This is a genomic window from Candidatus Nanosynbacter sp. TM7-076, assembly GCF_022828325.1.
In the GTDB taxonomy this organism is placed as follows: Bacteria; Patescibacteriota; Saccharimonadia; order Saccharimonadales; family Saccharimonadaceae; genus Nanosynbacter.
Map to the genome: position 1 here is coordinate 88,118 of NZ_JAJQJS010000004.1, position 24,279 is coordinate 112,396.

Genomic DNA, 24,279 nt, shown 5'->3' on the forward strand with positions numbered 1-24,279 from the left:
GATTGTATCCGCCTCTGCTGGTAGCTCCTCCATATGCCTGAGATTCAGGGATTTTTTCTGTATTATTTGGTTATAATTCCCCAACAATCTAAATACCGATACCCCTAAGAGTCGCGTTTCATCTTTACTCCTGACGCTCCAGAGGTGATATAATTACTATAATATGCATGCGTCTGCGGTCCAATCTATAACTATAAAAGTGAGCGAAGTTGATCCTGCCTTGCTTAATGATGCGGATGAGCTGCAGAAAATGTTAAGAAATGTTACGGAATTGGCGGACTTGCACTCTTTGGAATCGGTAACGCATCAATTTTCCCCGCAAGGAATCAGCGCTGCTCTGCTTTTGTCGGAGTCGCATATCGCGATTCATACGTGGCCGGAAAGCGGCGTGGCGTATATAGCGATGACAACCTGTAAAATACTGGATGATGATAAATTGCAACAAATAAAAGAGATGATTGCACGGCTGCTGGGTGCAAAAAACATAATTATGAGAGAAATGGCATTGTAATATGAAACGAACCAAGGCGCGACTTAAAATTAACCAGATTTTGACCGGCAAGAAGACGAATTTGCGAGTTGTTGGCTGTTTGCTTTTTCGCGAATGGGATAAGAAAGACAAGCGATTTTACTATTGGGAAGAGTGGGAGATTACAGGGCTGGCTGATTATGATAGCTGGGTGGAATATGATCACAGCGATCAAACCGTTTCTCTGTACGAGCCGATTCGTTTTACTCAGGCAATTGATCCAACGCAATTGGAAAAAGGTCAATCATTCACCGTTTCTGAGCAGGACGGCAAGGATCACGTTGTGGTGGTTGACGAGGTTGGAATTGGTGAAATTATGAACATCAAGGGCAAAAACACGTACCAAGTTTTCCCGAAAGAACTGATGGCGTACGCTACTTTGAAGGATACTAGCGCGCCGAAAAACCGTCAGTTGATCACGATTGAGAAGTATAATAATCGCGAGTACGACGCTTATCGTAAGATTCAGTTGAGCGACAAAGAACAAAAGGAAATGTTTGGCAGGACCATTAAGCCGATTGACTGGACGACGATTATTGTCGTTGTCATATTTATCGCTATTATTTTGTTTGCGTTCATTTTTGACAACAATTCTGATAGTAGCAGTGGCGGAGGTCACGGTGGATCGCGCAGTGTTTACGGCGGCAGCAGCGGCGGGCTTGGTAAATAAAAGGAGTTATAATGTCACGATCAAGTACGAAAAAACGGGAGCAAATTGCTTTATTTGCGGCGGCAATTTTGGTAGCAATTGGCGGAATTATTTACGAGCTAATTTTAGGCGCAGCTGCGTCATATCTGGTGGGCGATTCGATTTTGAGCTTCAGCTTGGCGACGGGTGTGACGCTGTTTGGCATGGGAATTGGCTCGCTGCTGGTCAATTACATCAAGCTCCATCCAGCGACCAGTTTCGCGACAAACGAAATTATTCTGGGATTAATTGGCGGAAATTCGGTGATGCTGATGTATTTGGGCTTCGTTTTTACGCGTTCGCATTGGCTGATTTTTGCCGTCATAAGTCTGGCAATTGGTATTTGTATCGGGCTGGAAATTCCGCTTTTAATGAAAATGTTTCAGGAGTTCGGGCGCAAGTCTTCGGTGAAATTATTTAGCAAGATTTTAGCACTCGATTATTTTGGGGCGCTAATTGCGTCGCTATTATTCCCGCTCGTTATGCTTCCGTATCTTGGTTTGATGCGCAGTGCGTATCTGGTGGCGGCTTTGAATATTGGCGTTGCGGTTCTGATTCTTAAGCAAATGAAAGCGTCGAAAATTGTGATGACAATTAGCGTTATTGCGACAATGTTGCTGGTGGGATTCTTTATTTTCGCGACAGAAATTGAGCACGGAATCGACAAGCGAACGTATAAAGATCCGGTGATGTGGCAGCAGCAGACGCCGTATCAGAAAATTGTCCTGACTAGATATAAGAATGACACGAGGTTGTTTTTGAATCGCAATCTGCAGTTTTCCAGCCTTGACGAAGCGCGTTATCACGAAACTCTGTCCGCTTCTGCTCTGTCTTCGGTCGCCAATCCGAAGCGTGTGCTGATTATGGGCGGCGGCGATGGCTTGTTGGCTCGGGACGTTTTGAAATATCCCAGTGTTGAGCATATTACGTTGGTTGATATTGATGAGGTGATGACTAATCTGGCGAAAACTAATCATCTTCTCACCGATGTAAATCAGCGCTCGTTGCATGATCCGCGCGTTTCTATTGTCAATCAAGACGCTTTCCAATTCGCCTTCTCTACCAAGGATAAATATGATGTCGTGCTGATTGATCTGGTGGATCCGTCGAATGAAAAATTAGCCAAGTTGTATTCCGAGCAATTATATCGTCAAATTGGCAATATTTTAACGGAGCGCGGAGTTATGGTGACACAGGCGACGTCTTCATTTTTCTCTCCGCACGCTTTTTATATGGTGGCAAACACCGTCAAATCATCTCATCCAGAGCGATATGTGACGGCGTTTTCGGTCAATGTGCCATCATTTGGTGAGTGGGGTTTTGTGATGTCTACGCCGCGAGCCGAGGTTGTGGCTAGTCAGCCATTACCGAAAAACCTACGATATCAAAACCAGAAACTACTCACCTTTCTGACTAAACAAAACGCCGTATCGGTGCCATCTGGACCGACTTCTACGTTGGTTTCTCCGCGAATTACCGATGTTTACAATTCCGATATGCGCCAGTGGCGATACGAATAGTTTTTAGGCGGCGGTAGTGCTCTTTTTCCGTCGGCGGCGTCGTCTTTTTGGCGTGGCTGAAGCTAGCGGTGTAACTGTGTTGATTGCAGTTTCTGTAGGTGTATTATCGTTGCCGCGAATTTGCAAAACAACTTCGCCGTCGTTTGCTGCGGGTTGCGACTTTTTCGGTTGGCTATTGACCGCTGGAGCGTTGTTTACGGGCTGCGACTGAGGTTTGGCGGGTTGCTTTTTTTGATTGCGAACAGGCTTTATTGCGGCGTCAATTTCTTTCTCAACATCTTCCCTGTTTCGCGAATACATGCGACGCGAGTGCTCAATAATGTGTGGCGTGTTGTCAGCTTGGCTTGGCGGAAGTTCCAATGTGCGAGCAGAAAACGCCGGAGTTTTTTCGCCACCGATAACCATATTGACAACAAAATTACGATTATGCATTTGAAGTAGGTCGATTGCTTCAAAGTTCGGCTCGAATTGCTTGGCAAGAATCGGTGCATCGTCAGCAGAAACTCGGAAAGAAATCATGGTGCCGACGTTTCCGAAAACCGCATCGCGAACTGTGTCGCTCATCTGGGAAATGTACTGGTTGGCAACGGTCAAGTTAAGTCCATATTTTCGAGCCTCAGACAGAATAGTCGCAAACGAATCGGTGGCGAAGTTCTGGAACTCGTCGACGTAAAGATAGAATGGGCGGCGATCGCGCACGTCAGGAATGTCGCTTCGAGACATGGCGGCAAGTTGGATTTTCGTAACCAAAAACGAACCGAGTATGGCGGCATTATCTTCACCGATAAGGCCCTTGGACAGATTGACAATTAGAATCTTTCCTTCGTCCATAATCTGGCGAATATTGAACGTGGATTTCGGCTGCCCGATGATATTGCGAATGATTGGGTTGGCGGTGAAAGCTCCGACTTTATTTAAGACTGGCGCGATTGCCTCGGCGACAAACTTGTCATTCCAGCTGGCAAATTCGACATTCCAGAATTGTAGAACCACGGTGTCTTGGCAATAAGTCAGCGTTTCTTTTCGGAATTCCTTATCTGTTAGCATACGAGTAATATCAAGCATCGTCGCTTCTGGTCGGTCCAGCAAAGCTAAAATAGTGTACCGCAAAATATATTCAAGCCGCGGTCCCCACGAATCGCCAAAAATGCGCTTCAAAACGCCAATGATTTCTGACGAAATGTTGGTTTTTTGATTAGGGTTCGTGACCTCGAGCGGGTTGAATCCCAGAGGATACGCGGTGTCGGCTGGATTGAAATAGATCACGTCGTTCAATCGGCTGCCGGGGATAAATTTCATATTGTTGATCGCGAAGTCGCCGTGCGGGTCGATGATGGCATATCCTTGATTATGGAAAATGTCGCTTAAGGCGAAGAGCTCTAATAGTCCACTTTTTCCGGCACCCGTTTGCCCGATTATGTAAACGTGGCGTGAGCGGTCATAGCGCAACATACCGAATTGGTGGCTGATGCCGCGGAAGTTGGTGACGCCAAAGGCAGAAATTTGGTCATCGTTGACGTCTTCGCCGGTTAAGACTGGCAATTTGGATGGCGGTTCTGCGGTTTTGGAGCTCGCCCAGACTATATTTGGTGTTTCAACATTGGTGTGTGGCAAATGAAAAACTGACGCCAATTCTTCTATATTTAATATAAAACCGTCGCCGATGAACGAACGCTTGCGATATTTATCAATAAATTCTTTGCCAAACGCGCCCTTGACGGCGTGAAATCCGTTGAGATTTGTCGAATTGAACTGCTTAAATGTACCGACGAGCGCCTGCATGCGAAGCTTAGCGTTTGTCTGACTTTCGCCCATATAAACCAAGCGAATTTTTACTTCATATCCGAGCTTGGTTGCTTTTTTCTCTGCTTCAGAAATGCGAGTTTTATCGCGGTCTGATAGCTCAATTTTTGTTGATTGCCCGACCCCCTGCTCTGGTGGTTGCCATAACGCGCCAAGTACGCCGATTAGCCACTGCATGCTGCCGCCGAACCCTGGCAAGGAGAACATTCGTCCGTTTCTTATACTATTGATATATCGATCTGCGGCGTTTTGCCAGTCATCTGGGATTGGTCTGACTAGCACCTGAATCCACAATTCTTCACCGGTGGTTTCCAATTTTGCCAACGTGCCTGTAATGCCCGCCAGCGGGTCGACTTCGAAGTTTTGGAAGGTGCGAATCGGGAGAAATTCATCTGTGGTTAATGTCAATTCTGTCGAGTAAGCAACTTCGTGGTCACGCTCGTGCTCAGTGTAATCTTCGTCGGCTTGGTGAATTTGAACGGTTGGGTATTGAGAATAGATCTGTCCTTCGACGAAACTTTGCAAGGTTTTTGGCACCCAAACGTAAAAGCGAATTTGCCCATTGACTGAGGCGATTTCAAAGCTGATATGCTCCTGGTGCCCGCCAGATAATCGCAATTCTTTATTGTCGCGAAGAATTCCGTGCAGTGAAGCGAATAATTGCTCGGCGGCAAGCTCTTGCTTGTCGTTGGTGCGTGGGATTTCCAGAATCAAAAGTACACTCTCAACTGGGGTAAAATCTTCTATCTTTCGATAATTCCGCCACGTCAAAAACATCAGGACTGCCACAATTGGCATCCAAACGTACCATTGCAATAATGTGCTGATGATCCAAGAAATAATCTGCATTATGTGTAAATTATCTCACCTCTGAAAGAAGTTTGCAACTTAGCTTAAGCGGCTTCTTCAAAAACGTACGTGGCTTTAGCGACGCGTTTGAATTGCGGTTTTGATTGAAGGTTTAATAGAATAGTAGTTTCCTTGACTTGTCGTTTGTCGAGGACTTGACGGACGATTTCATCGCGGTGAAGCGGAGTTTCGGAATTCTTCAAAATATCGGTAATGATATCTGCTACAGTTCCGCGGCTGTAGCCCCAGCTGGCAAGCGCGTAAATCCCGCGGCCGATTAGAACAAAGCGCTTATCTTTAATAAGTTCATTGTGAATTGCCTGCGTCGTGACGCTTCGGCGGTTAAATTCGCTATCCCGAATTCCCTTGGCGATGTCGGAAAAATGCATCGGTGAGCCATTCGTGTCCAAAACAACGTAGATTTTATCGCGAATGTTCTTTGGGTTGACCGCTGGCCATTTGGCTAGTCCCCACTGATCGTTTAAGCTGGCCAATTTTTTACTAACGGTAGCCAAGGCTGCAATGTTTGAAGGATGTTCGTAGTCCAATTTTTTGTGCAATTCTTCCGCGGTAACGGGCTCGCCGTGTTTTTTGATCGTTTTGACAACCTCTTCGACTCGTGCTCTAATTTGCTTTTCATTGCCGAGAGTGTCAATTGCTGCCGCTTGATAGTAATCGTCATTCTCTGTAACAATCGTGATATTTTCTGCTAGCTCAGAAATGAACGCCACACGAGCGCGGTCAATTGCAGTAGCTTCTTTACTGAGAAAATGTGACGCCAAATCCTGCATGCGTGCAACTCGTCCCATCTCAGACAAACTCGAAGTAATTTCTTTTTCCATAGCAATAACCGAAGGAAGTTCTCCCTCGGCGACAGCTGCACGTAGACGCGTTAAGATTGCTTTTTCTAGCTGACGAACGCGCTCGCGAGTAATGCCGAACATATCGCCAATTAACTCTAACGTTTCTTTTCGGTCGTACAAACCAAATCGTCGAGAAATAATTTCCTTTTCGCGCTCTTGCGGAATCTTAGAAATAATAGTATCGACGACAGAATTTAATTTGGCGCTTTGCTCGGTTTTTGCTGTCTCGCTCATGCTACTAGAAACATCCTCTCTGCCTCACCACAGTTTATATTGATTGAAAATATGTTTTTAATTATACAATTGCATTTGACAAAAGTCAATAGATAAATGCCATAATTGCTGATATAAATTATAGCATTTATTTTACGTTTTTTGCAATAGATTATATGAAGAGTTTTTATTATCCGGAATTATTGGATAGTATGAAAACGCTATTTCTTTTTAGCGGATGTTTTGGCAGCTTTTTTAACTACGCGTTTGCGAGTTGGCTTTGCTGTTGTGGCGCTTAATAACTCCAGAGCTTTTTCGTGAGTAATAGTTTTCGGATCTGTAGCTTTAGGGATTTTGACGTTTTTGGCGCCGTTGGTGATGTATGGACCAAATCGACCATTGAGAACCTTAATTCCATCTGGAAATTCGGCAATATTCTTAGCAGCTTCGGCTTCTAATTTGGCGGCGTAAAGTTCACGCGCCTTTTCTAAAGTAATGCTGTGCGGGTCTTCTGGCTTAATGGAAACGAACAATTTGCCGACTTGAATATACGGACCGAATCGTCCAATATTTGCCTTAATGTCTTGCCCGTCTTCTGTTTGACCAACGATGCGTGGCAACTTGAACATTTCCAGTGCTTGCTCTAAGGTTACCGTTTCAATCTTCGCGCCCTTTGGCAGCGGCGCAAAACGTGGCTTTTCGTCGCCGTCGGTTTCGCCAAGTTGCAACATTGGACCGAATCGCCCAAATCGCGCAATAATCGGCTTATTCGTCTTCGGGTCAATTCCCACTTCACGATTAGCACCGACTTTACTTCGGTCGATCCCGCCAGATTGCTCGATTAATTTATGGAAAGGCGTGTAAAATCCGTGCAGCATTGCGCTTTTTTCCAGATTAGCACCGGCAATTTTGTCAAATTCCGTTTCAACGTTGGCGGTAAAATCGTAATCGACAATTTGCGTAAAATGGTCCGTCAGGAAATCGGCAATCAGTTCGCCGCTTGGCGTTGGAATAAGTTTGCCGCGTGTCGAGCCAGTTTTTTCCTGGGCAACACTTCGGCTAACTTCCTCGCCGTTATAATTCAGGACAATTACATCACGTGGTTGACCTTCGCTGTCACCCTTTTCAACGTAGCCGCGAGTCTGCACGGTGTCGATAATTGTGGCATATGTGGATGGACGCCCAATTCCAAGCTCCTCCAACTTCTTAACTAGCGAACCTTCGGTGTAACGAGCTGGCGGTCTAGTGAATGTTTGACGAGCCGTAATATCGTGAGAATTGACTTCATCGCCAGACTGTAACTTCGGTAGAAGCTCATCTTTATTGCCACCGTAAACGCGCAAAAACCCATCAAATGTAATGACTTCGCCCTTCGTCTCAAACTGAGCGGGCTTTTTGCTCTTAGGTAAATTATCGCCCTTGATGTCAATTGTGATAGTCGTTTTTTCTAGCTTCGCTGGCGACATTTGCGACGCTAAAGTTCGGCGTCGAATCAGGTCGTACAATTTCTGGTCATAGCTATTATTAGACGCGGTTTCCAGAGTGATATCCGTCGGGCGAATGGCTTCGTGGGCTTCTTGGGCGGACGCGGATTTGGTCTTAAATTTGCGAACCGTTGAGTAATCTGGACCGTAAAGACGCTTGATAAAATCGGTAGCCGCCGCGATGGCTTGACCGCTCAAATTTACGGAGTCGGTACGCATATAGGTGATTTTTCCGTCTTGGTATAATTTTTGCGCCGAAGCCATGGTTGCTTTGGAGCTGAAGCCAAGCTTAGAGTTGGCTTCCTGCTGCAAGGTTGACGTGGTAAATGGCGCCGCTGGATTGCGCGTTCCGGGGGTTTTTGAGATATCGCTAACAACAAATTCGGCGGGTTTCAGACTATTTAAGAACTCGTTCGCCGCTTCTTCTGTGTCGAATTTTTGATTAAGCTCGGCCTTGAATTCTTGATTGTCGTGAATAAAAATGGCGGTAACTTTGAACTGAGAATTGCCCTCAAACTTCATAATTTCTCGTTCGCGCTCGACTAGTAATCGCACTGCCGGACTCTGAACGCGACCAGCCGACTTTCCGCCAGGAACTTTTTGCCAGACGACTGGACTAAGTTCAAAGCCAACCAGTCGGTCAAGAATTTGTCGGGCTTGTTGCGCCTGAACCAAATTCATATCCACGGTTCGCGGATTCTTAATTGCATTAGTTATGGCATCTTTGGTGATCTCGTGAAAGACAATTCGCTTAGTCGTCTCAATAGGAAGATCCAGCACCTTGCACAAATGCCAAGCAATGGCCTCTCCTTCGCGGTCTTCATCGGTTGCGAGCCAAACATTTTCCTTGCCAACTGCCTTGACATTTCTCTTTAGTTCGGTGATAACTTTCTTTTTCTCAGGATCAACTTCATAAATTGCAAAAAAATCGTTAGCCACGTCAATCGGCGGCGTTCCATCCTTCGTCTTTTTAACAATCGAGCGAATATGCCCCACGCTGGACAGGACGTGAAAATCCTTGCCGAGATATTTCTCGATGGTTTTAGCTTTGGCTGGTGACTCGACGATAACGAGATTTTTCATAACTTTATATTATAACAAATCACTATGTAGCTACAATAACAATCTCTATTGACGGCTAGGTTCTCCAATGCGACCAAGTAGTGCCGCTATTCCAAGACTGCGATTAACTGCCGTATTTTGGTGCTTTTCTGGGTTGTGGTTATTGCCGCTTGCTCGTCTGATATAGCTTGCTGTCGATAGTGTTGCAGGAATTATAGCAGTTGCTGCTGCCAGCCCACCTAGTGCCCTGGCTGTGTTGCTAGTTTTTCTTAAGCCGTGCAGCTCAGCAAATTTACCGGCAGAATATAATATTAGAGATACAACCTCCATGGCCATGGCTATCTTGCCACTTTTTTCAGGCGCCTGTGACATGTCGGGGTTGTCTATATGAGTTTTTATTGAACACGCTGCATTGATAGCGTTAAATGCGGCAATGCCACCAAGTATCGATCTTGGGGCTGTGTCTGCTTCATACATCTTCCATATCGTATAGAATACTTTGATTTTATCTCCAGTATGGTCAACAATTTTACCTAGTTTAGTTTCTCCTCCAGTTGCTCTGGCTAGTTTGCCGTCTAGCGCATCCATCACACTGCCAATAACGAAAGCGGCAAATCCTTTAAATGTAGTGGGGTCCTTTATTCCAATGCACGCAGCGGCAGTTCCGATGAGGCTAAGTAGTGTTGGGGGTATGCCTTCTATGCTAAAAAATGGCTCTTCTCTTTTTTTGTCTGTAATGTCACTTTCTGGATGTAAATTGTCGGGGCTTCTCATAAATTAGCATTATATAATAAAACTATCGTAATGTCCAGTTGTTCGCCCCGAGAGGCTTGATAACACCGTTGATTTCCAGCATAGTTAACGCCGTGGCGAAATCTGATGTGGATAATCCTGATTTTTGTTGAATTTCATCGCCGTCACGAAGTCCTTCTGAGATGAGTTTTATGATAATCGCTTCTTCAATTGTTGCGCTGGCTGCTAACTCTTGATCGTTGTTTTTTTGTAATTTTTCTGGCGCGATGATTGACAAAACATCGTCGGCGTCCGTCACCAAATACGCCCCTTGTTTTAATAAAGTATTACAACCCGCCGACAGTGGGCTGGTTATGTTTCCGGGAACTACAAACAAATCTCTTCCCTGGTTCAGTGCGTGAGAGGCGGTGTTTAGTGTGCCGCTTCGCTCGGCGGCTTCGGTGATAATAATTCCGTCAGCTAGCCCGCTAACCAGCCGATTGCGCTCCAAAAAACTCCAACGATTGACTATTTTATTATCGCCCTTCATCCATTCTGAAACGACCGCGCCGCCCCGCTCTATGATGCTCATGGCTAGTTGATAATTGGTCCGCGGTGAAATATCAGGAAGCTCGTTTGGGACGACCGCCACGACCGTTCCGCCAGCTTCAATCGCAGCTTTTTGGGCAATGCAATCCACGCCTAGCGCCAACCCACTCACGATTACACATCCGGCTTTTGCCAGATCTGTTGCTAATCGCTCGGTGACTTCTTTTCCGTAGGCAGACGGCTTGCGAGATCCGACGATTGATACGACGGGTGCGCTTGCTTCTGGCAATTTTCCCATATAACATAAGCTTTTTGGTGGATTGGCAATATGCGCTAATCTCTGGGAGAAAATATGCTCATCTGGTGTAATTCTATTGATTTCCATAAAAAATGTGGTAAAAAGTATTGACACTTTGTCAAATGTTTGCTATAATCAAGGACGATTGGTTAAGTAATCATTAACCAAACGCACCTTATACCCCCTATTCTAACTATATGTTAGGTTGCGCGCAATGGCATTAAGTATTCTTACCCTCCACTTTTTGCGGTTCAACGTTACGCGCATACTAACCCCTTTAACTGCCCTTTTTCAAAGGCGACATCCGTTGAGGCGAGCACTAATTGGTGTTGACAATAGTCAGGCGCGGACTTTTGGAGTTTTAGTCGCGACGCTTCGCTGATACGGTAGCTCGGGTGGGTTGAAGGGTAAAAAAGCGTCAGGTGATGCCCACCCTTACCTGGCGCTTTTTTGTTGGGAAAAATTATTTATTTTCTATAATATGTCGGCACTTTCCGCAAATACCTTCCAGCTCAAAGTGGTGTTTTGTGACTATGAAATTATGTTTTTTACCGATGAGATCTATGAGTTTTTCGAGTTCTTGTGATTGTATGGGCTCGGCATTTTGACAATTGATGCAGTATAGATGGTGATGATGTGGTATAAACGGTTCCGCTAACTCGTAATAATTCTTCCAGCTAATAGTTATGGTGTTTATAATGTTTAGATTATCGAACATTAGCAGTGTGCGGTAAATGCTGGCACGGTTAATGTTTTTGCAGTTTTTCGCAATATCACCGACCGTAAGAGGTACGTCTGAATTTCGCAGGATATCAAATACTTGCTGGCGAGGTTTTGTCAGGCGAAGATTGTGACGTTCAAATATTTCATTTAGCATAGTGCTATCAATAGTTTATAACTTATTGCAACAAGTGTGCAATAGGCTTATATTCCGAGCAATTCATAAGGATATTTGGGTTGGTTGATTTTTGTGATGTGTGCGTCGGTTATGACGTATTCGGCTTGGCTATTAACGATTTTTTGTGACAATTTACCCTTGACGATTAGCCATGTTCCATCTGTGTAGTCTGTCGAAAAGTTTTTCTCGACCAGGATTTTCATAGGCACGCTGTCAACAGTGCAACAACTTATAACGTATCTGGCAATATTGAAGTAATTATAGCCATAGTTTTTTAACAGATCATTTGAAACGAATCCGGTAACGGTGATATCTTTGCCGTTAAAATAAGCGGCTTCTTTGCAGGAATTTATTGCGGTTTTCCAGCGATTTATTGAGATTGTAGAAGAGTTCTCTTTCGTCTGAGGTGTTTCGCAGCGACTTTCGGGCTCAATAATCGCAGGACTTTCTTTTTGCGCGAGGCTGCTTGGAGAGAGTGGCTTTGGTGGTAATATATATCCGACTGATAATATAATTATCGCAAAATAAGATATCGGGGCAATTTTTTTCAAGCTAATTCTAGGTTTGTTTTTAGCGGACTTATTTTTTAATTGCAACATTATATCAATAAGCAAAAGTATAACGCCGATTACGCTAATTACGATCGCGAATGTGTGATAGCGTGGATGAACGTAAAAGCCGAGTTGATCGCGCCAAGCTAATAGCAAAATATATACACAAACGACAATTCCGCCAATTGATTTTGCAAGGTTAGCGTACATATAAGTTGACTCCCAGCCCGACAATTATAGATAAGATGAATACAGTTAAGGTAATTGTTGCAATAAATTTCCAGCGAAAAGTTGTTTTTAACAGCGTAATCATTTTAATGTCTATCATCGGTCCGAATAGTAAGAAAGATAAAATTGAGCCTGTCGTGAAATTCCGCACGTAAGCCAGTGCGAAGAATGCGTCGATGCTGGAGCATATCGAAATGATGAAACTTAGCGTGATCATGGATATGACTGATAGGAAAATGTCGCCGCCGACGGCGTTTATGATGAATCGCGGAACGAAGATTTGTGTGGCGGATGCGATGCTAGCACCTAAGACCAACATAGTAAATAATTGCCAGAATTCATTACGTGATGAGCTGAATATGTTTGACAATTTTGAACTGTGATTATGAGAGTCACAAAGTTTCTCGAACTCTGGATTAATAACGGAATCTTCCTTTAAAAAGCTGACGATAAAAGCGGTTATTTGTACGATAATTAGCGCAAAAATAATTCGCCACCAAACCATTCGGGTGTCAAAACTGAAGGCGGTCATGGTTGAGATTATGGTTATCGGGTTTAAGATTGGCGCGGCGAAAAGAAAGCTAATAACGTCGGCGGGTTTCAGTCCATTTGCTATTAAGCTGCGTGCAATTGGCACGTTGCCGCATTCACATACGGGTAAAATTAGCCCGATCATAGAGAGTGTAACTCGTCGAAGAAAGGCGTTTTTTGGCAATATTTTGAAGACATCTTTTGATGATAAAAAGTACCTGATAAGCGCGGATATGATAATTCCTAAAATTAAAAACGGGGCCGCCTCGACAATTACGCTTAACGTCAGTGTGATGAAATCTTGTAATGACGGAAGTAATTTATTGCACCATTCTGCAAATTCTCCGTTTAATAACATAACGCCGAATCGCGAGCTGAATTGATAAATAGAAATTATAAGGACGCCAAAAACTACCCAACCGATCAATTCGCTGTTGGCTGATAAAAACTTTTTTATGCGACTATCTGGCGATTTTTGTGCCATATATAAAATTATACTCCATGCTTATGCTATACTAAATCAATATGAAACATCTTTTACATTCACATCATCCGTTTCGGATTTTCTGGTTTTCAGTCCTATTGACCTTAGGTCTGGGCAGTTTGATTTTTAGCCATATGGGCGTTAGCGGTCTTTGGCTATTCACTATTTTGGTGGTTTTGGAAGTTACGTTTAGCTTCGACAACGCGGTGATAAATAGCAAGGTTTTGGCGGGAATGAGTCAAATCTGGCAGAAAGTCTTCCTGACGGCTGGTATATTTGTGGCGGTGTTTGTTGTTCGATTTATATTGCCAATTGCTATTGTGATGATTGCGAGCGGCCACGGATTTATGGATGTTGTTAATCTGGCGCTACATAAACCTGTTGAGTACGGCAAAATCCTGCACGAGGCGTCGCCGATGATTGACGCATTTGGCGGTGCGTTTTTGATTATGATTGGGCTTAGCTATTTTATCGATTACAACAAGCGTGTTCACTGGATGCGACATGTTGAGCCGATTTTGGCGAAGGCTGGGCGATTTGAGAATTTTAAGGTGTGTATAATGCTTAGCGTGGCGGCTGTTTTGTATTTTACGGTCGAGGCGCCGCATAAATCTTTGGTGTTGATTTCGGCAGTGCTTGGAATTGTGCTGCATATTGGATTGGAACTATTTGGTTCATTTTTCCATGAAGATGACGCAAAATCCGTTAAGATTAAAACTGGTTGGGCGGCGTTTGCTAGCTTGTTATATTTGGAAGTTCTGGACGCCAGCTTTAGTTTTGACGGTGTGATTGGTGCGTTTGCCATCACCAACAGCGTGCTACTAATCGTGGCTGGACTGGGCGCTGGAGCAATTTGGGTCAGATCGCTAACCGTATATTTGTTGCGAACAGGCGCGCTTAGCAAATATAAATATCTGGAAAATGGTGCTCACTGGGCAATTATGGCGCTCGGCGTGATGATGATTGCCAAATTATTCCACTTGGAATTGCCGGAATGGGCGACGGGTGGCTTGGGCTTGTTGTTCGTGAGTTTGGCGGTTGGTAGCAGCATATTGGAAGCCCGATCGATCAATCTACAAGAAGCTGCGACTACAAAGTTACATCAAGCCGAAGAGCAATTGAAGAACAGCGCTTCAAAAATTGTGCCGCGAAAACGACGCTAGAATCTGGTTTAATATTTTATACTGAACGGCTCGATAGTTCCGTTGATGAATTTCTCGATCAAGTTAATTGACTCGGGCAATATCCAGCTTTGGAGAATCTTTTGCTCGTCTGAGTTGAATTTACCCAGGACAAAATCTACGTCACCAACTTGACGTCTGAGCAAATTATCTGTACCAATGCGAATATGCCAAAAGTCTGATCCGACGTGAGCGTGAAGGGATTTTAATCCATTGCTGCCCGCGTCTCGTCCGCCTTTGCGGGTTCGAATTTTACCAAAATCCAGCGCCGTGTCGTCGTGAATAATTAGTAAATCATCCAATGTCAATTTGTAAAAATCTAAGATTGCTCGGGCGGAAATTCCAACCTCGTTGTAAAAAGTAGTTGGCTTAACTAGCAGGATTTTTTCTCCAGAAATATTCAGCTCGGCGATATCCGCGGAAAACTTTGGCTTGTTCGAAAAGGTTTTCCCCTGCTCTGACGCAAATTTATCAATAGCCAAAAACCCAGCATTATGCCGCGTGTTTGTGTATTTTTCGCCTGGATTTCCCAACGCTAAGATGACTTTCATAGACTTAGTATATCACCTTGTGAAAATGACGTATAATAAGCATATGGCAAAACGCGACGATGATTTGGAATTTAGCATTAATGCGCCGTTTGATGATGGGCGAGCGATTGTCGATAAAGTTCCGTTGTATTTGGTGAATGGCTCGTTGGGCGCTGGGAAAACTAGTGTTCTTGAGTTCTTATTGCAACAAAGTGACTATAAGGGTTCTCGGGTGATTGAGAATGAATATGCTAATGAAAACGTTGACGGTTATCGATTGGAAAAGCTGGCGGATATTGTGACGACCTTGGCTGGCGATTGTGTTTGCTGTTCGTCGAAGCACGCATTAACGCGAATGTTACTTGACTTTTGTCGCAATTCCCCCGCCCCAGTATTTATTGAGGCGACTGGCGTGGCGCTAACGATGAATTTGGTTGAGAAATTGATTAATGCACAAATATTCAATAAGTACGAGTTGGCGCAGAGTTTTTATGTTATTGACGCACATGAGATTTTACGTGGAATTGAGCCGGCACATGAAATTGAGTTGCAAGCGGCTGATATGATTTTAGTGACCAAAGAAGATTTGCTAGGTGAAAATGAACGCGCCGAGTACGAGGAGAAATTGCGCACCCTACCCTACGCTAAGGTGCTCAGCGCACCACACGGTCGGTTTGATCTAAGTAAATTAACCACGCCGTCGGGACTACTAACGTTTTTTGATAAGTATGACGGCGAGTTGGTCGTGCCAGACAATCCGACGTATGCCGTGCTGGATGTTTCTGGTATGAAAATTGCTGCGGCGACTCTGGAAAAAATTTGGCCGGAACTTTTTGGTGCTTATAAACTCAGGCGAATGAAGGGCTGTTTTATTGACGATAATGGCGCGCGGCATCATTTGGAGGCAACGGAAAATCAGATTCAAATAGCTAATTCTGCGGCGGAAGAGCCAGCAAAAATTGTGCTAATTGGTGAACATGCAGACGAAATTACGCGTGAGGTTTTGTCGGCGCAATTGATGATGTTTGAATAAAAGTTCGCTTTCGTCGTTTCCGACTCATCAGCATAGATACACATCTATGGAGCGAATACAGCTAAGATTCGTTATAAAAGAAAATAGCCCGCTCGAAAACGTACTCAAGCCGAAAACTGGATTCAATCCAGGAAATGCAAAATATGCATTTCTAACCGAATTGAGTCTATTTTCGAGCGAGCTATTTTCGAGCAGGCTTACGCCTGACTATCAGTAGGAGGGTTGTCCCTCTTGCCGTTGCACCAGATGCGCCGCCACGCAGCGGCTCCGGCTGTTACAGCTCCGACAACTGCTCCGATTGGAGCAGTTGTGGTAACGGGAACTCCCGCCGCCTCACCAATGAGTCCTCCTACGAAGGCTCCTGCAATTCCTCCTATCACGGCGGACCCGAGAGCCACGCCAATGGCTGTGAGCAGCATGAGTTTGAGGAATCCTTCCAGCATGGGACTGTCCTTCCAGTTGGGCGGAGGATTTATTTTCCTCCAACGATGTGTCGAATTTGACGCAAGCTAACACATTGTGAAAGCTAATATATATATATCAGTAATAGAATAAAATGTCAAGAGAATTTGTCAAAAATGTGGTATTATATGCCTTTTTCAGCGTTCTTGGCCTGCTTGTAGGCTTTCGTGACTGGCGCCAGACCGCGCGCAACGCGTTCACGATTGGCTTTTAATTGCTTTTCGTCGCGGAAAGACATTTTAATTGGTGTTCCTGCAAAATTGAAAGCCTCGCGTAAAGTTCGCTCCAGATAACGTTTATAGCTCCAGTGGACAAATTTCAGATTGCTACCGTAAATAACAAACCATGGCGGAGCAACGTCAGTCTGGACAATGTAGCGCAGCTTCGGGTGTGAATTTTTCAGACCAGCTGGCGGATGTGCGGCGATGGCTTTCTGCAAAATGTCGTTTAAGGCGCGAGTTTTACATTCTTGACGACGACGCTTATAGATATCAAGCGCCAGGTCAAACAATTTGGCAACATTCTGCCCTGTGACGGAAGAGGTGAATATTAACGGCGCGTACGGCGTGAACTTGAAGTTATAGCTGATTTGTGGTGCGATTTCATCGTGCGTGTAAGCGTCCTTACCTTCGACGGAGTCCCATTTGCTGACGACCAGAACAAGCCCCTTACCCGCCTCGTCAATAATTCCAGCTAGGCGCTGATCCAATTGGACATTAAGCTCATTGACATCCATAAGAAGCAGACAGACGTCGGCTTCGTTGATGGCTTGCATGGTGCGAAGAACTGAGAACTTCTCAATTCCCGTTTCTTGCTTTCCTTGGCGGCGAACTCCAGCGGTGTCGAGCAGTTCAATCGTCTGACCGTGATAACGAACTTGAACGCGGTTTACATCACGAGTTGTACCCGCAACGTTGGCGACGATGGCTTGCTGCTTGCCCGCTAAGGTATTGAATAGATTACTCTTTCCAACATTCGGGCGGCCGATTAGCGCGACGCGGATGATATCGTCAGGTGCGGTTTCGGTGGCTGGCGGAATAAGTTCGGCAATACTATCAAGAAGCTCTGAAATGCCGATACTATGCTCGGCGGAGGTTTTTATGATGTTTTTAATGCCGAGCCGTTTGAATTCGTCGATAGAAAGAGAGCCTTTTAAGTCTGCTTTATTGGCGATTAAAATGACTGGCTTGCCGCTTTTTAGGGCTTTTTTGGCCAATTGTCGATCAGCGTCAGAAGGATAAACAGTGGAATCGACGGTTACGAGGATTACGTCGGCAGCAGCAGACGCGTCAGCGATTTGGTCCTGAATGGTCGCCTCAAATTCGTCCTCGGCAGTTTTCAGTCCAGCCGTGTCGATGAGCCAAAATTGCGAATAGTCATCTGACGGCGCAGAATCTACGTTGCGTCGTTTGTATGAGACTTTACCAACGACATTGTCGCGAGTTGTTCCAGCTTCCCTGGCGACGATGGCCGTGCGAGAGCGCGTCAAGCGATTGAATAATGAGCTTTTGCCGACGTTGGCCTGCCCGATGATGGCGACTGTTGGTAATTTAGACATGATTATATATTATAGCATTTTTTAGCTATTTAGAACTATATTGGAGGTCTCTTCTATTTTTATTAAATGCAACAGCTCTAACTCCTTTGGGGTTATTGAGATGATAATTGATACGATTATTGCATAAGCGTGCTATCTTTGTATAATCTAATGGAGCAATCTGACCGTCTTTATTAAACGGTCGAAGCTGAAGGTATTCTGTATTAACAGTTCCGTCGGCTTTAAGTACTAGTTTGTTCTGCGATATATACACGAGAACCTTCTGTCTGTCTTTTAAATATGACTATGCCACCGCCTTTTTCTAGGTCATGCAGACAGTAGTTACTGCCGTCTATTGTGGGTAAAGTTTTCAGATCTAGAGATTCTGCTATTTCTTCTAGCTTAACAACTAATTTTGCATAATCTGATATTTGCTTCTCGGTGATGTCTATGGGGAGTTCTCTCTTTTTTCCTGAATATACTTCGGTTATCTTGTCATGTCCATACTCAGTATCAGCTTTAAGATCTGCGCATATTCCGTTTAGGGATATTCTGGCTAATTTCCTTGACAATTCTAATTTATCACGTGTGTTTAGTGTTTCCATTTTACAATTACACCTTCTGTCAAATTTAACATAAAAGCTATATTACAATATTTAACGTAAAATGTAAAGAGCCGCGGAGTAAATTATGAATTCGTGAATTTCTCTTCTCTCCACTCGCCTCTCTTGAGGTCGCCGAGCGAATAATTGCCAAAGTTTGTTCTGTGGAGTTTTTTAACAGTGTAACCTAACGCATCGAAAGTTCGCCGAATTTGACGATTTCTTCCCTCGCTCATTTCCACTATCCAGCGATAATCATCACCTTCGTGTTGTCTTTCTAGCGTCAATTGACTGCGTCCGTCAGGAAGCTGCACGCCAAAATCATTGATCATTTGGCGATGTAGAGGTTGCAATGGCTGGTCGATCGTGACGAGATATCGCTTAATTTTATAAAACGACGGATGTGTCATGGTGTGCGCAAAATCGCCGTCGTTCGTCATGAGAATCAGCCCAGAACTGTCTTTATCCAGGCGACCAACGGGTTTTAAGTGGTGAAGGTTTTTTGGTAGCAATTTGTAGATTGTCGGAACGTCGCCCTGAGAAGCGCGCGAACAAAGATATCCAGTTGGCTTGTGTAGGATGATGAGCTGTTTGGACTGCAATTCTAGTAATTTGCCGTTGTAGGAAATTTTATTTGCGTCAGAGATTTGTTGACCCAATCTGGCGGGCTGACCGTCAATAGTAATCTTCCCCTTCTCTATCAATTCGTCAGCCTTCCGCCTGGAAACGCCCAAGCAAAGCGCCACGAATTTGTTGAGGCGCCAAGATTCTTGCTTTGTGTCTGGGTTTATCATTGTTGCGGATTTATCGATGGAAATTGTGTCGACTGAGAAGTTTCTGATGGTTGATGCGGGATGCTTTGCTCTTGAGGCTGCACTTGGACTGGAGGTATTGCGCTAGCTTGCTCAATAGGGTTCGGTGTTGGCTGCGGCGCTGGAATTGATTGTGGCGCTGGAGCTTGCGCTGGCTGAGGTGCTGGAGTTGGTTGAGAAATAGTCTGCGTATTGTCCAATTCTTGCGCCATAAGCTTGGAAATATCTACAGAATTCTGAGAGTCGTCAGCTGGCAAAGGTTGAATTACACGATCACCAAGCCCTGACGGTCGTGGTGCGGGCGATGAAAATGGCGCCATAGGCTGCGGCAGAGTTGTCGGCTGAGGCTGCGGCGCTGGAATTGATTGTGGCGCTGGAGCGAATACTTGTTGCGGATGTTGTTGTATGAGCGGATTCACTGCAGGAGTCGTTGGCGTTGCAGCGGGGGCGGCTGGTTGCGGCGACAATGAAGAAATATCAGGTCTAGTAACTGGCTGCGGCGCTGCTGGAGTTGGCTGAGGTGTTGGAGTGGCTGGCTCATATGCATGAGCTGGCTGTGAAACTGGCACTGGATTTGTGCCGACTCCCGGAAGGTCGCCCAGGGCTTCGTGGACTGCTCTAACGACGTCCTCTATTCCTACCTGAGACTTCACCAAGTATTTATCAGCGCCAAGTTGCTCGCCACGCTTTCTCTGATCCTCCGAGGACAGCGCGGTCATAATAATAACTTTAACGTCTTTTGTCTCTGTCGTTGAGCGTAAAATATCCAGCATATCAAAGCCAGAGATTTTTGGCATCATCACATCGCTTAAGATTAATCGCGGACGTTCTTTAATTGCCATGGCTAGAGCTTCTTCGCCGTCGCCCGCCGAAACGATATCGTAGCCCTCCGCCAAAAGTCGTACACCGTAAATCTCGCGTAAACTTTTGTCGTCCTCAACCAATAAAATTTTTGTCATATATTTATACTATACTGAAGTTTTGACAAAAAATCCATAGTTCTTATGGCTATTATTCGCGACCAGGAATTGATAGCTGCTGGCGTTTTTTTCGCAATTCTTCCTCAATTTCAGCTAGCGTCGGCTCGGAAGAATTCCTGGCTGGTTGTGGAATTTCTGGCTGGACTGCTGGAGTGGTCGGTATGGCTGGAGCTGGATTCTCTGGAGTTGCGATTGCGGCTGGATTTGAATCGACAATCTCGCTATTATTTTCAATTGCGATATCTTCCGTCTTCTCTTCTGTGGCAATTTCAATTTTTTCCGAATCCAGATTATCTTCAGGCTTTTCAGCTTCCGTAGATTCTAATCGCTGCTTGGCTTCCGAACTACTCATGCGAGGAATTTCCAGATAGAAAGTACTTCCCTCTTTATATTTGCTTTCAACTCGCAAGTTTCCAGACATCGCCTCGGCTAAGCGGCGGCTCAAATATAACCCCAAGCCAGTTCCGCCAATTTCTCGCGTGTCAGAATTGTCCACTCGATAAAATTTCTGGAATAAATGCGGAATATCTTCGGCGGGAATGCCAATGCCGCTATCTTTCACGCTTACAGAAATCTGCTTATCGTCGCCGGTAATATTGACGACAACTTCGCCCGATGGCGTGTACTTGATGGCATTCTCAATCAAATTACTGACGACTTCCCTAAAATGGTCAGGATCAATATTGGCATAAAAAATCGGTTGCAGCGACTTCTCTTTACCCTCATCAATTATGTCTGGCATGAAGATATAATTGAGCTGCTTTTCATTAGCTTTTGTCGCCAAACCATCAAAAATATCCTTCAAAAATTCGTTTACGTTGATGATTTTCGGGTTATTTTTCATTCGCCCGTCTTCAACTTTGCTAATGTCGAGGAGATCTTGGAATAACCGCCCCAGATGTTGCGCCGATTCGTGAGCTTTGGTGATGAAGTCGCGGGCTTTCTCATCGATGTGAGCGGTGGCTGGATTTAATGCCAGTCCCAAATATCCCTCAATTGACGCAACTGGCGTACGCATCTCGTGGCTGGCGGTGGAGATGAACTCGGCTTGCTCGCGCTCCTCGGCTTTTTCTTTGGTGATGTCGCGGAAAACTACGATGATTCCTTCGCCATCTGTGCCGACTGGAGAGCTGACGATTGACACTAAAATGCGTTTTTCAGAGCTGGTCAATAGGAATAATTTATCGTTGTGCGTTGGCTGGTTTTTTGATAAAGATTGGGAAATTGGATTCTCGAGGTCCTCTACGTCTTTTCCGTCTGAAGTGACGAGTTTTAAGACGCTTTTCCAGTTAAGTCCGAGCGCGTCGCCTTGGTCCCAGCCGATGATTTGTTGGGCGGATGGATTGATCAGTTCGATGTTGCCGTCTTTGGAAATAGCCAAAACGCCGTCGTCGATGGCATTGATCACTACATCAGATTTGCTCTCAACCGCGGAAAGTCTATTCTCCAGATTGGATGTGTTGTCGTCGGTTTTTTGGCGGCGAATCCATAGAACGAGGCTAAAAATCAAAGGTAAAAATCCGAAGAATAGGTAGCCGATGATGAATTGTATGTTTACTCCCTGTTGAACGCTGGTGGCTATAATCTGTAAAATAACCAAAAGTCCCATCATTCCTAAGATTATTGCGCCGAAAAATCCTGCGAAAATTGCCACGATAATCCACATAACTAGGAATGGCGAAACGACTCCGCCACTGGTAATTATGGTGATTGCGGCGACAGCGACGGTTAACAAATATACGAAAATTCCGATTCCAGTTTCGTGTTTTCTAGGAAGCCAAAAACATAAAATCAGCACAATTAAGCTGCCGATTCCTGCCATGCCAGCCGCCAAATCTGAGACAGATAATCCGATTGGCAATTGATAACCGGTCGGTATAAATCGCGCCCATGCGTACAAAAGAATGATTGTGAAACAGCTCAGTAATGCCACTTCACACAATCTCCTTAGCCAAAATCTGGAAATTGCGTGAGGCTTAAAGTAAATCCCGCCCTTTTTCATGCTTTTATTATGGCGAATTTTCAGGAAAATCTCAAGTGATAAACGTGGTATACTAATTCTATGAACGATGATCGACATAACGACCAAAGTAACAATCCCGACGTAAGCAATGCGCCAGTCTATGACAGCACAGAGAAAAAGAGAGTCTTTAAGCGTGTTATGCTCTTTTCTTTAATGTTTACCATTATTACGCTAGTAGGAAATTACGTTTCAATGCGAGGATCGACAGGACCGTATAACATACACGTTTCTTTTTTGATATCAGCCATTTCAAATGCATCGATGATGCTCTCTCCGTTGCTAATTATTTTTATGATTAGGTGGTACAAGAGGGGTTATTATCAGAACATTAACAAGATAGTAAAGGATAGTCCAAAAGCGGTAATCCACTCTTCTGTACTATCGGCAATAATTTTTGCGGCGCTTTGGGTATATGGTAAACTTGTGTCGATAGATATTCTAATACTTTTTCCTGTAATCATCTTCCCTGTTGCGTTATTGACTATCTATTTATTGCCGATAATTGATGTGACATTATATGGATATAATAGGCATAAATAAAAAAATAATGAACCTTAATAATACTGATTCCTTTATTAATTGCGATAGGATAATAATTTGAAAATATAATAGTCAGGAGAATAATTCTATGAATAACGATCAATATAATAATCAAAGTAATCTTACGGATAACGCGCCTATTGCTTCACCTGGAGCTGAAGATATGAAGAAGCAATTAACTTTTACGGAAGCTCCAGTTGTTGCAGAGCCCTTGCCTACTGTGAAAGCAGATAAAGAAAGGACCATCGGAATTACAATTGCTTTCGTGACGTTTTGTATTGCATTAGTAAGTGTAATGATAGAAGATGACCCTAATTCTAGGGATGTTATACTTAATGTTATCTATTATATCTTGCCTGAGTTTATACGTATTGCTTTTATAGTCTATAGCTTAGTGTTGTCGATTGTTATGATTAAAATGTGTATATTTAGGCAATATTGGGTAACAGATAGAGTTATGGGAGGGATGACAATTATTCCGTTGACATGTATAGGGATTGCTCTGATGTTCGCATTGATTTACTTTATCTACAATATACAATATACTATACTTGCACTTGGTGGCGCTGTGATGGTTTCGTTTGTTGTGTTTATCCCTTTACTTATTGTTGTGTCTGTAATTTACTGTTCTTGGGCTGTACTGTCTTATCATAAAAAGTCGACGTCTAACATAGAGAAAAAGTAGACAAGTCTTTCCTTTTCATGGTATAATCCATGGAGTTACGGCCCTATCGTCTAGCGGTTAGGACACCAGGTTCTCATCCTGGCAACCCGGGTTCGATTCCCGGTGGGGTCACCAAGAATGTCATTTTAGAGTCCGTAAGAGGCTCTTTTTTATTGTCTTGAATCATTTACAGTTCAGATATTCTGTGTGAATATCCTAAGCTTCATTTTTCGTCATGTCAAAATATTTAGTTATCACTACTCATCTGTTTGACGACATCTATCAAATTCCGCGGCGTAATGTCAGCCTTAATTAGATATCCGTCAACACGACTCATGACAGATTTACGCGAAGCCTCGTCCTGCTCAAAATTGGTCATAATTAAAATCTTACTATTCGGAACCAAATCGACATTGTTGTTTCTCAGCGCGTCTAAAATCTGGTCGCCGCGTTGCTCTGGTAGCATCAAATCTAAGATTATCAAGTCAAAGTTCTGGTTGCGCGCTGCCACTAGCCCGTCATTCCCGTCAACCACCCACGTCACGTCATATCCCGCTTTTTGCAGACTCCTGACGTACATTTCGCCAATAAAACGGTCATCTTCCACGCATAAAATTGTCTTTATCATAATTC

22 protein-coding genes and 1 tRNA gene are annotated in these 24,279 nt (G+C 44.3%); 8 read left to right on the top strand and 15 right to left on the bottom strand.

What is annotated here, in order from left to right; all coding sequences use genetic code 11:
• Positions 1 to 163: 163 nt before the first annotated feature.
• The 3 genes from speD to LRM47_RS03685 are packed head-to-tail and all read left to right on the top strand — an operon-like array spanning position 164 to position 2,737.
• A complete protein-coding gene (gene speD, locus LRM47_RS03675) occupies positions 164 to 511 on the top strand; it encodes an adenosylmethionine decarboxylase (protein ID WP_243822836.1) in 348 nt (115 codons plus the stop codon).
• A gap of 1 nt (position 512) precedes the next feature.
• Positions 513 to 1,199: a hypothetical protein gene (locus tag LRM47_RS03680; RefSeq protein ID WP_243822837.1), complete on the top strand. Its 687-nt coding sequence runs from the start codon at positions 513 to 515 to the stop codon at positions 1,197 to 1,199.
• A gap of 11 nt (positions 1,200 to 1,210) precedes the next feature.
• Positions 1,211 to 2,737, top strand: a complete 1,527-nt coding sequence (locus LRM47_RS03685; RefSeq protein WP_243822838.1) for a polyamine aminopropyltransferase — start codon at positions 1,211 to 1,213, stop codon at positions 2,735 to 2,737.
• A gap of 3 nt (positions 2,738 to 2,740) precedes the next feature.
• On the opposite strand, the gene LRM47_RS03690 is transcribed toward LRM47_RS03685, so the two are convergent.
• The 8 genes from LRM47_RS03690 to LRM47_RS04195 all read right to left on the bottom strand — a co-directional run bounded on the left by LRM47_RS03690 (position 2,741) and on the right by LRM47_RS04195 (position 13,282).
• Entirely contained in the window at positions 2,741 to 5,389 is a 2,649-nt protein-coding gene (locus tag LRM47_RS03690) for a type IV secretory system conjugative DNA transfer family protein (protein WP_243822839.1), read from the bottom strand.
• A gap of 44 nt (positions 5,390 to 5,433) precedes the next feature.
• Entirely contained in the window at positions 5,434 to 6,486 is a 1,053-nt protein-coding gene (locus LRM47_RS03695; protein ID WP_243822840.1) for a sigma factor-like helix-turn-helix DNA-binding protein, read from the bottom strand.
• Positions 6,487 to 6,686: 200 nt separating this feature from the next.
• Positions 6,687 to 9,032 carry a type I DNA topoisomerase gene (topA, locus tag LRM47_RS03700; RefSeq protein ID WP_243822841.1) on the bottom strand — a complete coding sequence of 782 codons (2,346 nt, stop codon included), beginning with the start codon at positions 9,030 to 9,032 and terminating at the stop codon, positions 6,687 to 6,689.
• 45 nt (positions 9,033 to 9,077) lie between these two features.
• Positions 9,078 to 9,785, bottom strand: a complete 708-nt coding sequence (locus LRM47_RS03705) for a CDP-alcohol phosphatidyltransferase family protein (protein WP_243822842.1) — start codon at positions 9,783 to 9,785, stop codon at positions 9,078 to 9,080.
• Positions 9,786 to 9,807: 22 nt separating this feature from the next.
• Positions 9,808 to 10,677, bottom strand: coding sequence for a DNA-processing protein DprA (dprA, locus tag LRM47_RS03710; protein WP_243822843.1), 870 nt, complete (start codon positions 10,675 to 10,677; stop codon positions 9,808 to 9,810).
• 376 nt (positions 10,678 to 11,053) lie between these two features.
• Positions 11,054 to 11,467 carry a Fur family transcriptional regulator gene (locus LRM47_RS03715; protein WP_243822844.1) on the bottom strand — a complete coding sequence of 138 codons (414 nt, stop codon included), beginning with the start codon at positions 11,465 to 11,467 and terminating at the stop codon, positions 11,054 to 11,056.
• 47 nt (positions 11,468 to 11,514) lie between these two features.
• Positions 11,515 to 12,249 (bottom strand): TIGR03943 family putative permease subunit, encoded by a 735-nt coding sequence (locus tag LRM47_RS03720; RefSeq protein ID WP_243822845.1) that lies wholly within the window; start codon positions 12,247 to 12,249, stop codon positions 11,515 to 11,517.
• The gene (locus LRM47_RS04195; RefSeq protein WP_353524834.1) at positions 12,239 to 13,282 is read right to left on the bottom strand and encodes a permease; all 1,044 of its coding nucleotides are present in this window, start codon (positions 13,280 to 13,282) and stop codon (positions 12,239 to 12,241) included. Before LRM47_RS04195 ends, LRM47_RS03720 begins: the two co-directional genes overlap by 11 nt.
• 41 nt (positions 13,283 to 13,323) lie before the next feature.
• On the opposite strand from LRM47_RS04195, the gene LRM47_RS03740 reads away from it, so the two are divergent.
• Entirely contained in the window at positions 13,324 to 14,445 is a 1,122-nt protein-coding gene (locus LRM47_RS03740; protein WP_243822849.1) for a DUF475 domain-containing protein, read from the top strand.
• An 8-nt stretch (positions 14,446 to 14,453) separates the two neighbouring features.
• Here the strand turns inward: LRM47_RS03740 and pth are convergent, their stop codons facing one another.
• The gene (pth, locus tag LRM47_RS03745) at positions 14,454 to 15,014 is read right to left on the bottom strand and encodes an aminoacyl-tRNA hydrolase (protein WP_243809527.1); all 561 of its coding nucleotides are present in this window, start codon (positions 15,012 to 15,014) and stop codon (positions 14,454 to 14,456) included.
• Positions 15,015 to 15,057: 43 nt separating this feature from the next.
• Here pth and LRM47_RS03750 point away from each other — a divergent pair, with 43 nt between their 5' ends.
• Positions 15,058 to 16,026 carry a GTP-binding protein gene (locus LRM47_RS03750; RefSeq protein WP_243822850.1) on the top strand — a complete coding sequence of 323 codons (969 nt, stop codon included), beginning with the start codon at positions 15,058 to 15,060 and terminating at the stop codon, positions 16,024 to 16,026.
• A gap of 586 nt (positions 16,027 to 16,612) precedes the next feature.
• On the opposite strand, the gene der is transcribed toward LRM47_RS03750, so the two are convergent.
• From der to LRM47_RS03775, 5 genes are all read right to left on the bottom strand, one after another.
• Positions 16,613 to 18,046: a ribosome biogenesis GTPase Der gene (der, locus tag LRM47_RS03755; RefSeq protein ID WP_243822851.1), complete on the bottom strand. Its 1,434-nt coding sequence runs from the start codon at positions 18,044 to 18,046 to the stop codon at positions 16,613 to 16,615.
• Positions 18,047 to 18,267: 221 nt separating this feature from the next.
• The gene (locus tag LRM47_RS03760) at positions 18,268 to 18,630 is read right to left on the bottom strand and encodes a hypothetical protein (protein WP_243822852.1); all 363 of its coding nucleotides are present in this window, start codon (positions 18,628 to 18,630) and stop codon (positions 18,268 to 18,270) included.
• A gap of 83 nt (positions 18,631 to 18,713) precedes the next feature.
• Complete coding sequence (locus LRM47_RS03765; protein WP_243822853.1) at positions 18,714 to 19,421, bottom strand: pseudouridine synthase; 708 nt, start codon at positions 19,419 to 19,421, stop codon at positions 18,714 to 18,716.
• Complete coding sequence (locus LRM47_RS03770; protein ID WP_243822854.1) at positions 19,418 to 20,398, bottom strand: response regulator transcription factor; 981 nt, start codon at positions 20,396 to 20,398, stop codon at positions 19,418 to 19,420. The genes LRM47_RS03765 and LRM47_RS03770 overlap by 4 nt, the downstream gene beginning before the upstream one ends.
• Before the next feature lie 52 nt (positions 20,399 to 20,450).
• Positions 20,451 to 22,421 (bottom strand): ATP-binding protein, encoded by a 1,971-nt coding sequence (locus tag LRM47_RS03775; RefSeq protein ID WP_243822855.1) that lies wholly within the window; start codon positions 22,419 to 22,421, stop codon positions 20,451 to 20,453.
• Between the two features lie 60 nt (positions 22,422 to 22,481).
• Between LRM47_RS03775 and LRM47_RS03780 the strand changes: the two genes are divergently transcribed.
• From LRM47_RS03780 to LRM47_RS03790, 3 genes are all read left to right on the top strand, one after another.
• Entirely contained in the window at positions 22,482 to 22,982 is a 501-nt protein-coding gene (locus LRM47_RS03780; protein WP_243822856.1) for a hypothetical protein, read from the top strand.
• An 88-nt stretch (positions 22,983 to 23,070) separates the two neighbouring features.
• Entirely contained in the window at positions 23,071 to 23,667 is a 597-nt protein-coding gene (locus tag LRM47_RS03785; protein WP_243822857.1) for a hypothetical protein, read from the top strand.
• A gap of 39 nt (positions 23,668 to 23,706) precedes the next feature.
• Positions 23,707 to 23,781, top strand: a tRNA-Glu gene (locus LRM47_RS03790).
• Between the two features lie 112 nt (positions 23,782 to 23,893).
• Here LRM47_RS03790 and LRM47_RS03795 read toward each other — a convergent pair.
• Entirely contained in the window at positions 23,894 to 24,274 is a 381-nt protein-coding gene (locus tag LRM47_RS03795; RefSeq protein ID WP_243777638.1) for a response regulator transcription factor, read from the bottom strand.
• Positions 24,275 to 24,279 lie beyond the last annotated feature (5 nt).

Bases quoted from the DNA above. Each gene is read 5' to 3' on its own strand.
- speD (WP_243822836.1), top strand. From the start codon at position 164: ATGCATGCGTCTGCGGTCCAATCTATAACTATAAAAGTGAGCGAAGTT.
- LRM47_RS03680 (WP_243822837.1), top strand. From the start codon at position 513: ATGAAACGAACCAAGGCGCGACTTAAAATTAACCAGATTTTGACCGGC.
- LRM47_RS03685 (WP_243822838.1), top strand. From the start codon at position 1,211: ATGTCACGATCAAGTACGAAAAAACGGGAGCAAATTGCTTTATTTGCG.
- LRM47_RS03690 (WP_243822839.1), bottom strand. From the start codon at position 5,389: ATGCAGATTATTTCTTGGATCATCAGCACATTATTGCAATGGTACGTT.
- LRM47_RS03695 (WP_243822840.1), bottom strand. From the start codon at position 6,486: ATGAGCGAGACAGCAAAAACCGAGCAAAGCGCCAAATTAAATTCTGTC.
- topA (WP_243822841.1), bottom strand. From the start codon at position 9,032: ATGAAAAATCTCGTTATCGTCGAGTCACCAGCCAAAGCTAAAACCATC.
- LRM47_RS03705 (WP_243822842.1), bottom strand. From the start codon at position 9,785: ATGAGAAGCCCCGACAATTTACATCCAGAAAGTGACATTACAGACAAA.
- dprA (WP_243822843.1), bottom strand. From the start codon at position 10,677: ATGGAAATCAATAGAATTACACCAGATGAGCATATTTTCTCCCAGAGA.
- LRM47_RS03715 (WP_243822844.1), bottom strand. From the start codon at position 11,467: ATGCTAAATGAAATATTTGAACGTCACAATCTTCGCCTGACAAAACCT.
- LRM47_RS03720 (WP_243822845.1), bottom strand. From the start codon at position 12,249: ATGTACGCTAACCTTGCAAAATCAATTGGCGGAATTGTCGTTTGTGTA.
- LRM47_RS04195 (WP_353524834.1), bottom strand. From the start codon at position 13,282: ATGGCACAAAAATCGCCAGATAGTCGCATAAAAAAGTTTTTATCAGCC.
- LRM47_RS03740 (WP_243822849.1), top strand. From the start codon at position 13,324: ATGAAACATCTTTTACATTCACATCATCCGTTTCGGATTTTCTGGTTT.
- pth (WP_243809527.1), bottom strand. From the start codon at position 15,014: ATGAAAGTCATCTTAGCGTTGGGAAATCCAGGCGAAAAATACACAAAC.
- LRM47_RS03750 (WP_243822850.1), top strand. From the start codon at position 15,058: ATGGCAAAACGCGACGATGATTTGGAATTTAGCATTAATGCGCCGTTT.
- der (WP_243822851.1), bottom strand. From the start codon at position 18,046: ATGTCTAAATTACCAACAGTCGCCATCATCGGGCAGGCCAACGTCGGC.
- LRM47_RS03760 (WP_243822852.1), bottom strand. From the start codon at position 18,630: ATGGAAACACTAAACACACGTGATAAATTAGAATTGTCAAGGAAATTA.
- LRM47_RS03765 (WP_243822853.1), bottom strand. From the start codon at position 19,421: ATGATAAACCCAGACACAAAGCAAGAATCTTGGCGCCTCAACAAATTC.
- LRM47_RS03770 (WP_243822854.1), bottom strand. From the start codon at position 20,398: ATGACAAAAATTTTATTGGTTGAGGACGACAAAAGTTTACGCGAGATT.
- LRM47_RS03775 (WP_243822855.1), bottom strand. From the start codon at position 22,421: ATGAAAAAGGGCGGGATTTACTTTAAGCCTCACGCAATTTCCAGATTT.
- LRM47_RS03780 (WP_243822856.1), top strand. From the start codon at position 22,482: ATGAACGATGATCGACATAACGACCAAAGTAACAATCCCGACGTAAGC.
- LRM47_RS03785 (WP_243822857.1), top strand. From the start codon at position 23,071: ATGAATAACGATCAATATAATAATCAAAGTAATCTTACGGATAACGCG.
- LRM47_RS03795 (WP_243777638.1), bottom strand. From the start codon at position 24,274: ATGATAAAGACAATTTTATGCGTGGAAGATGACCGTTTTATTGGCGAA.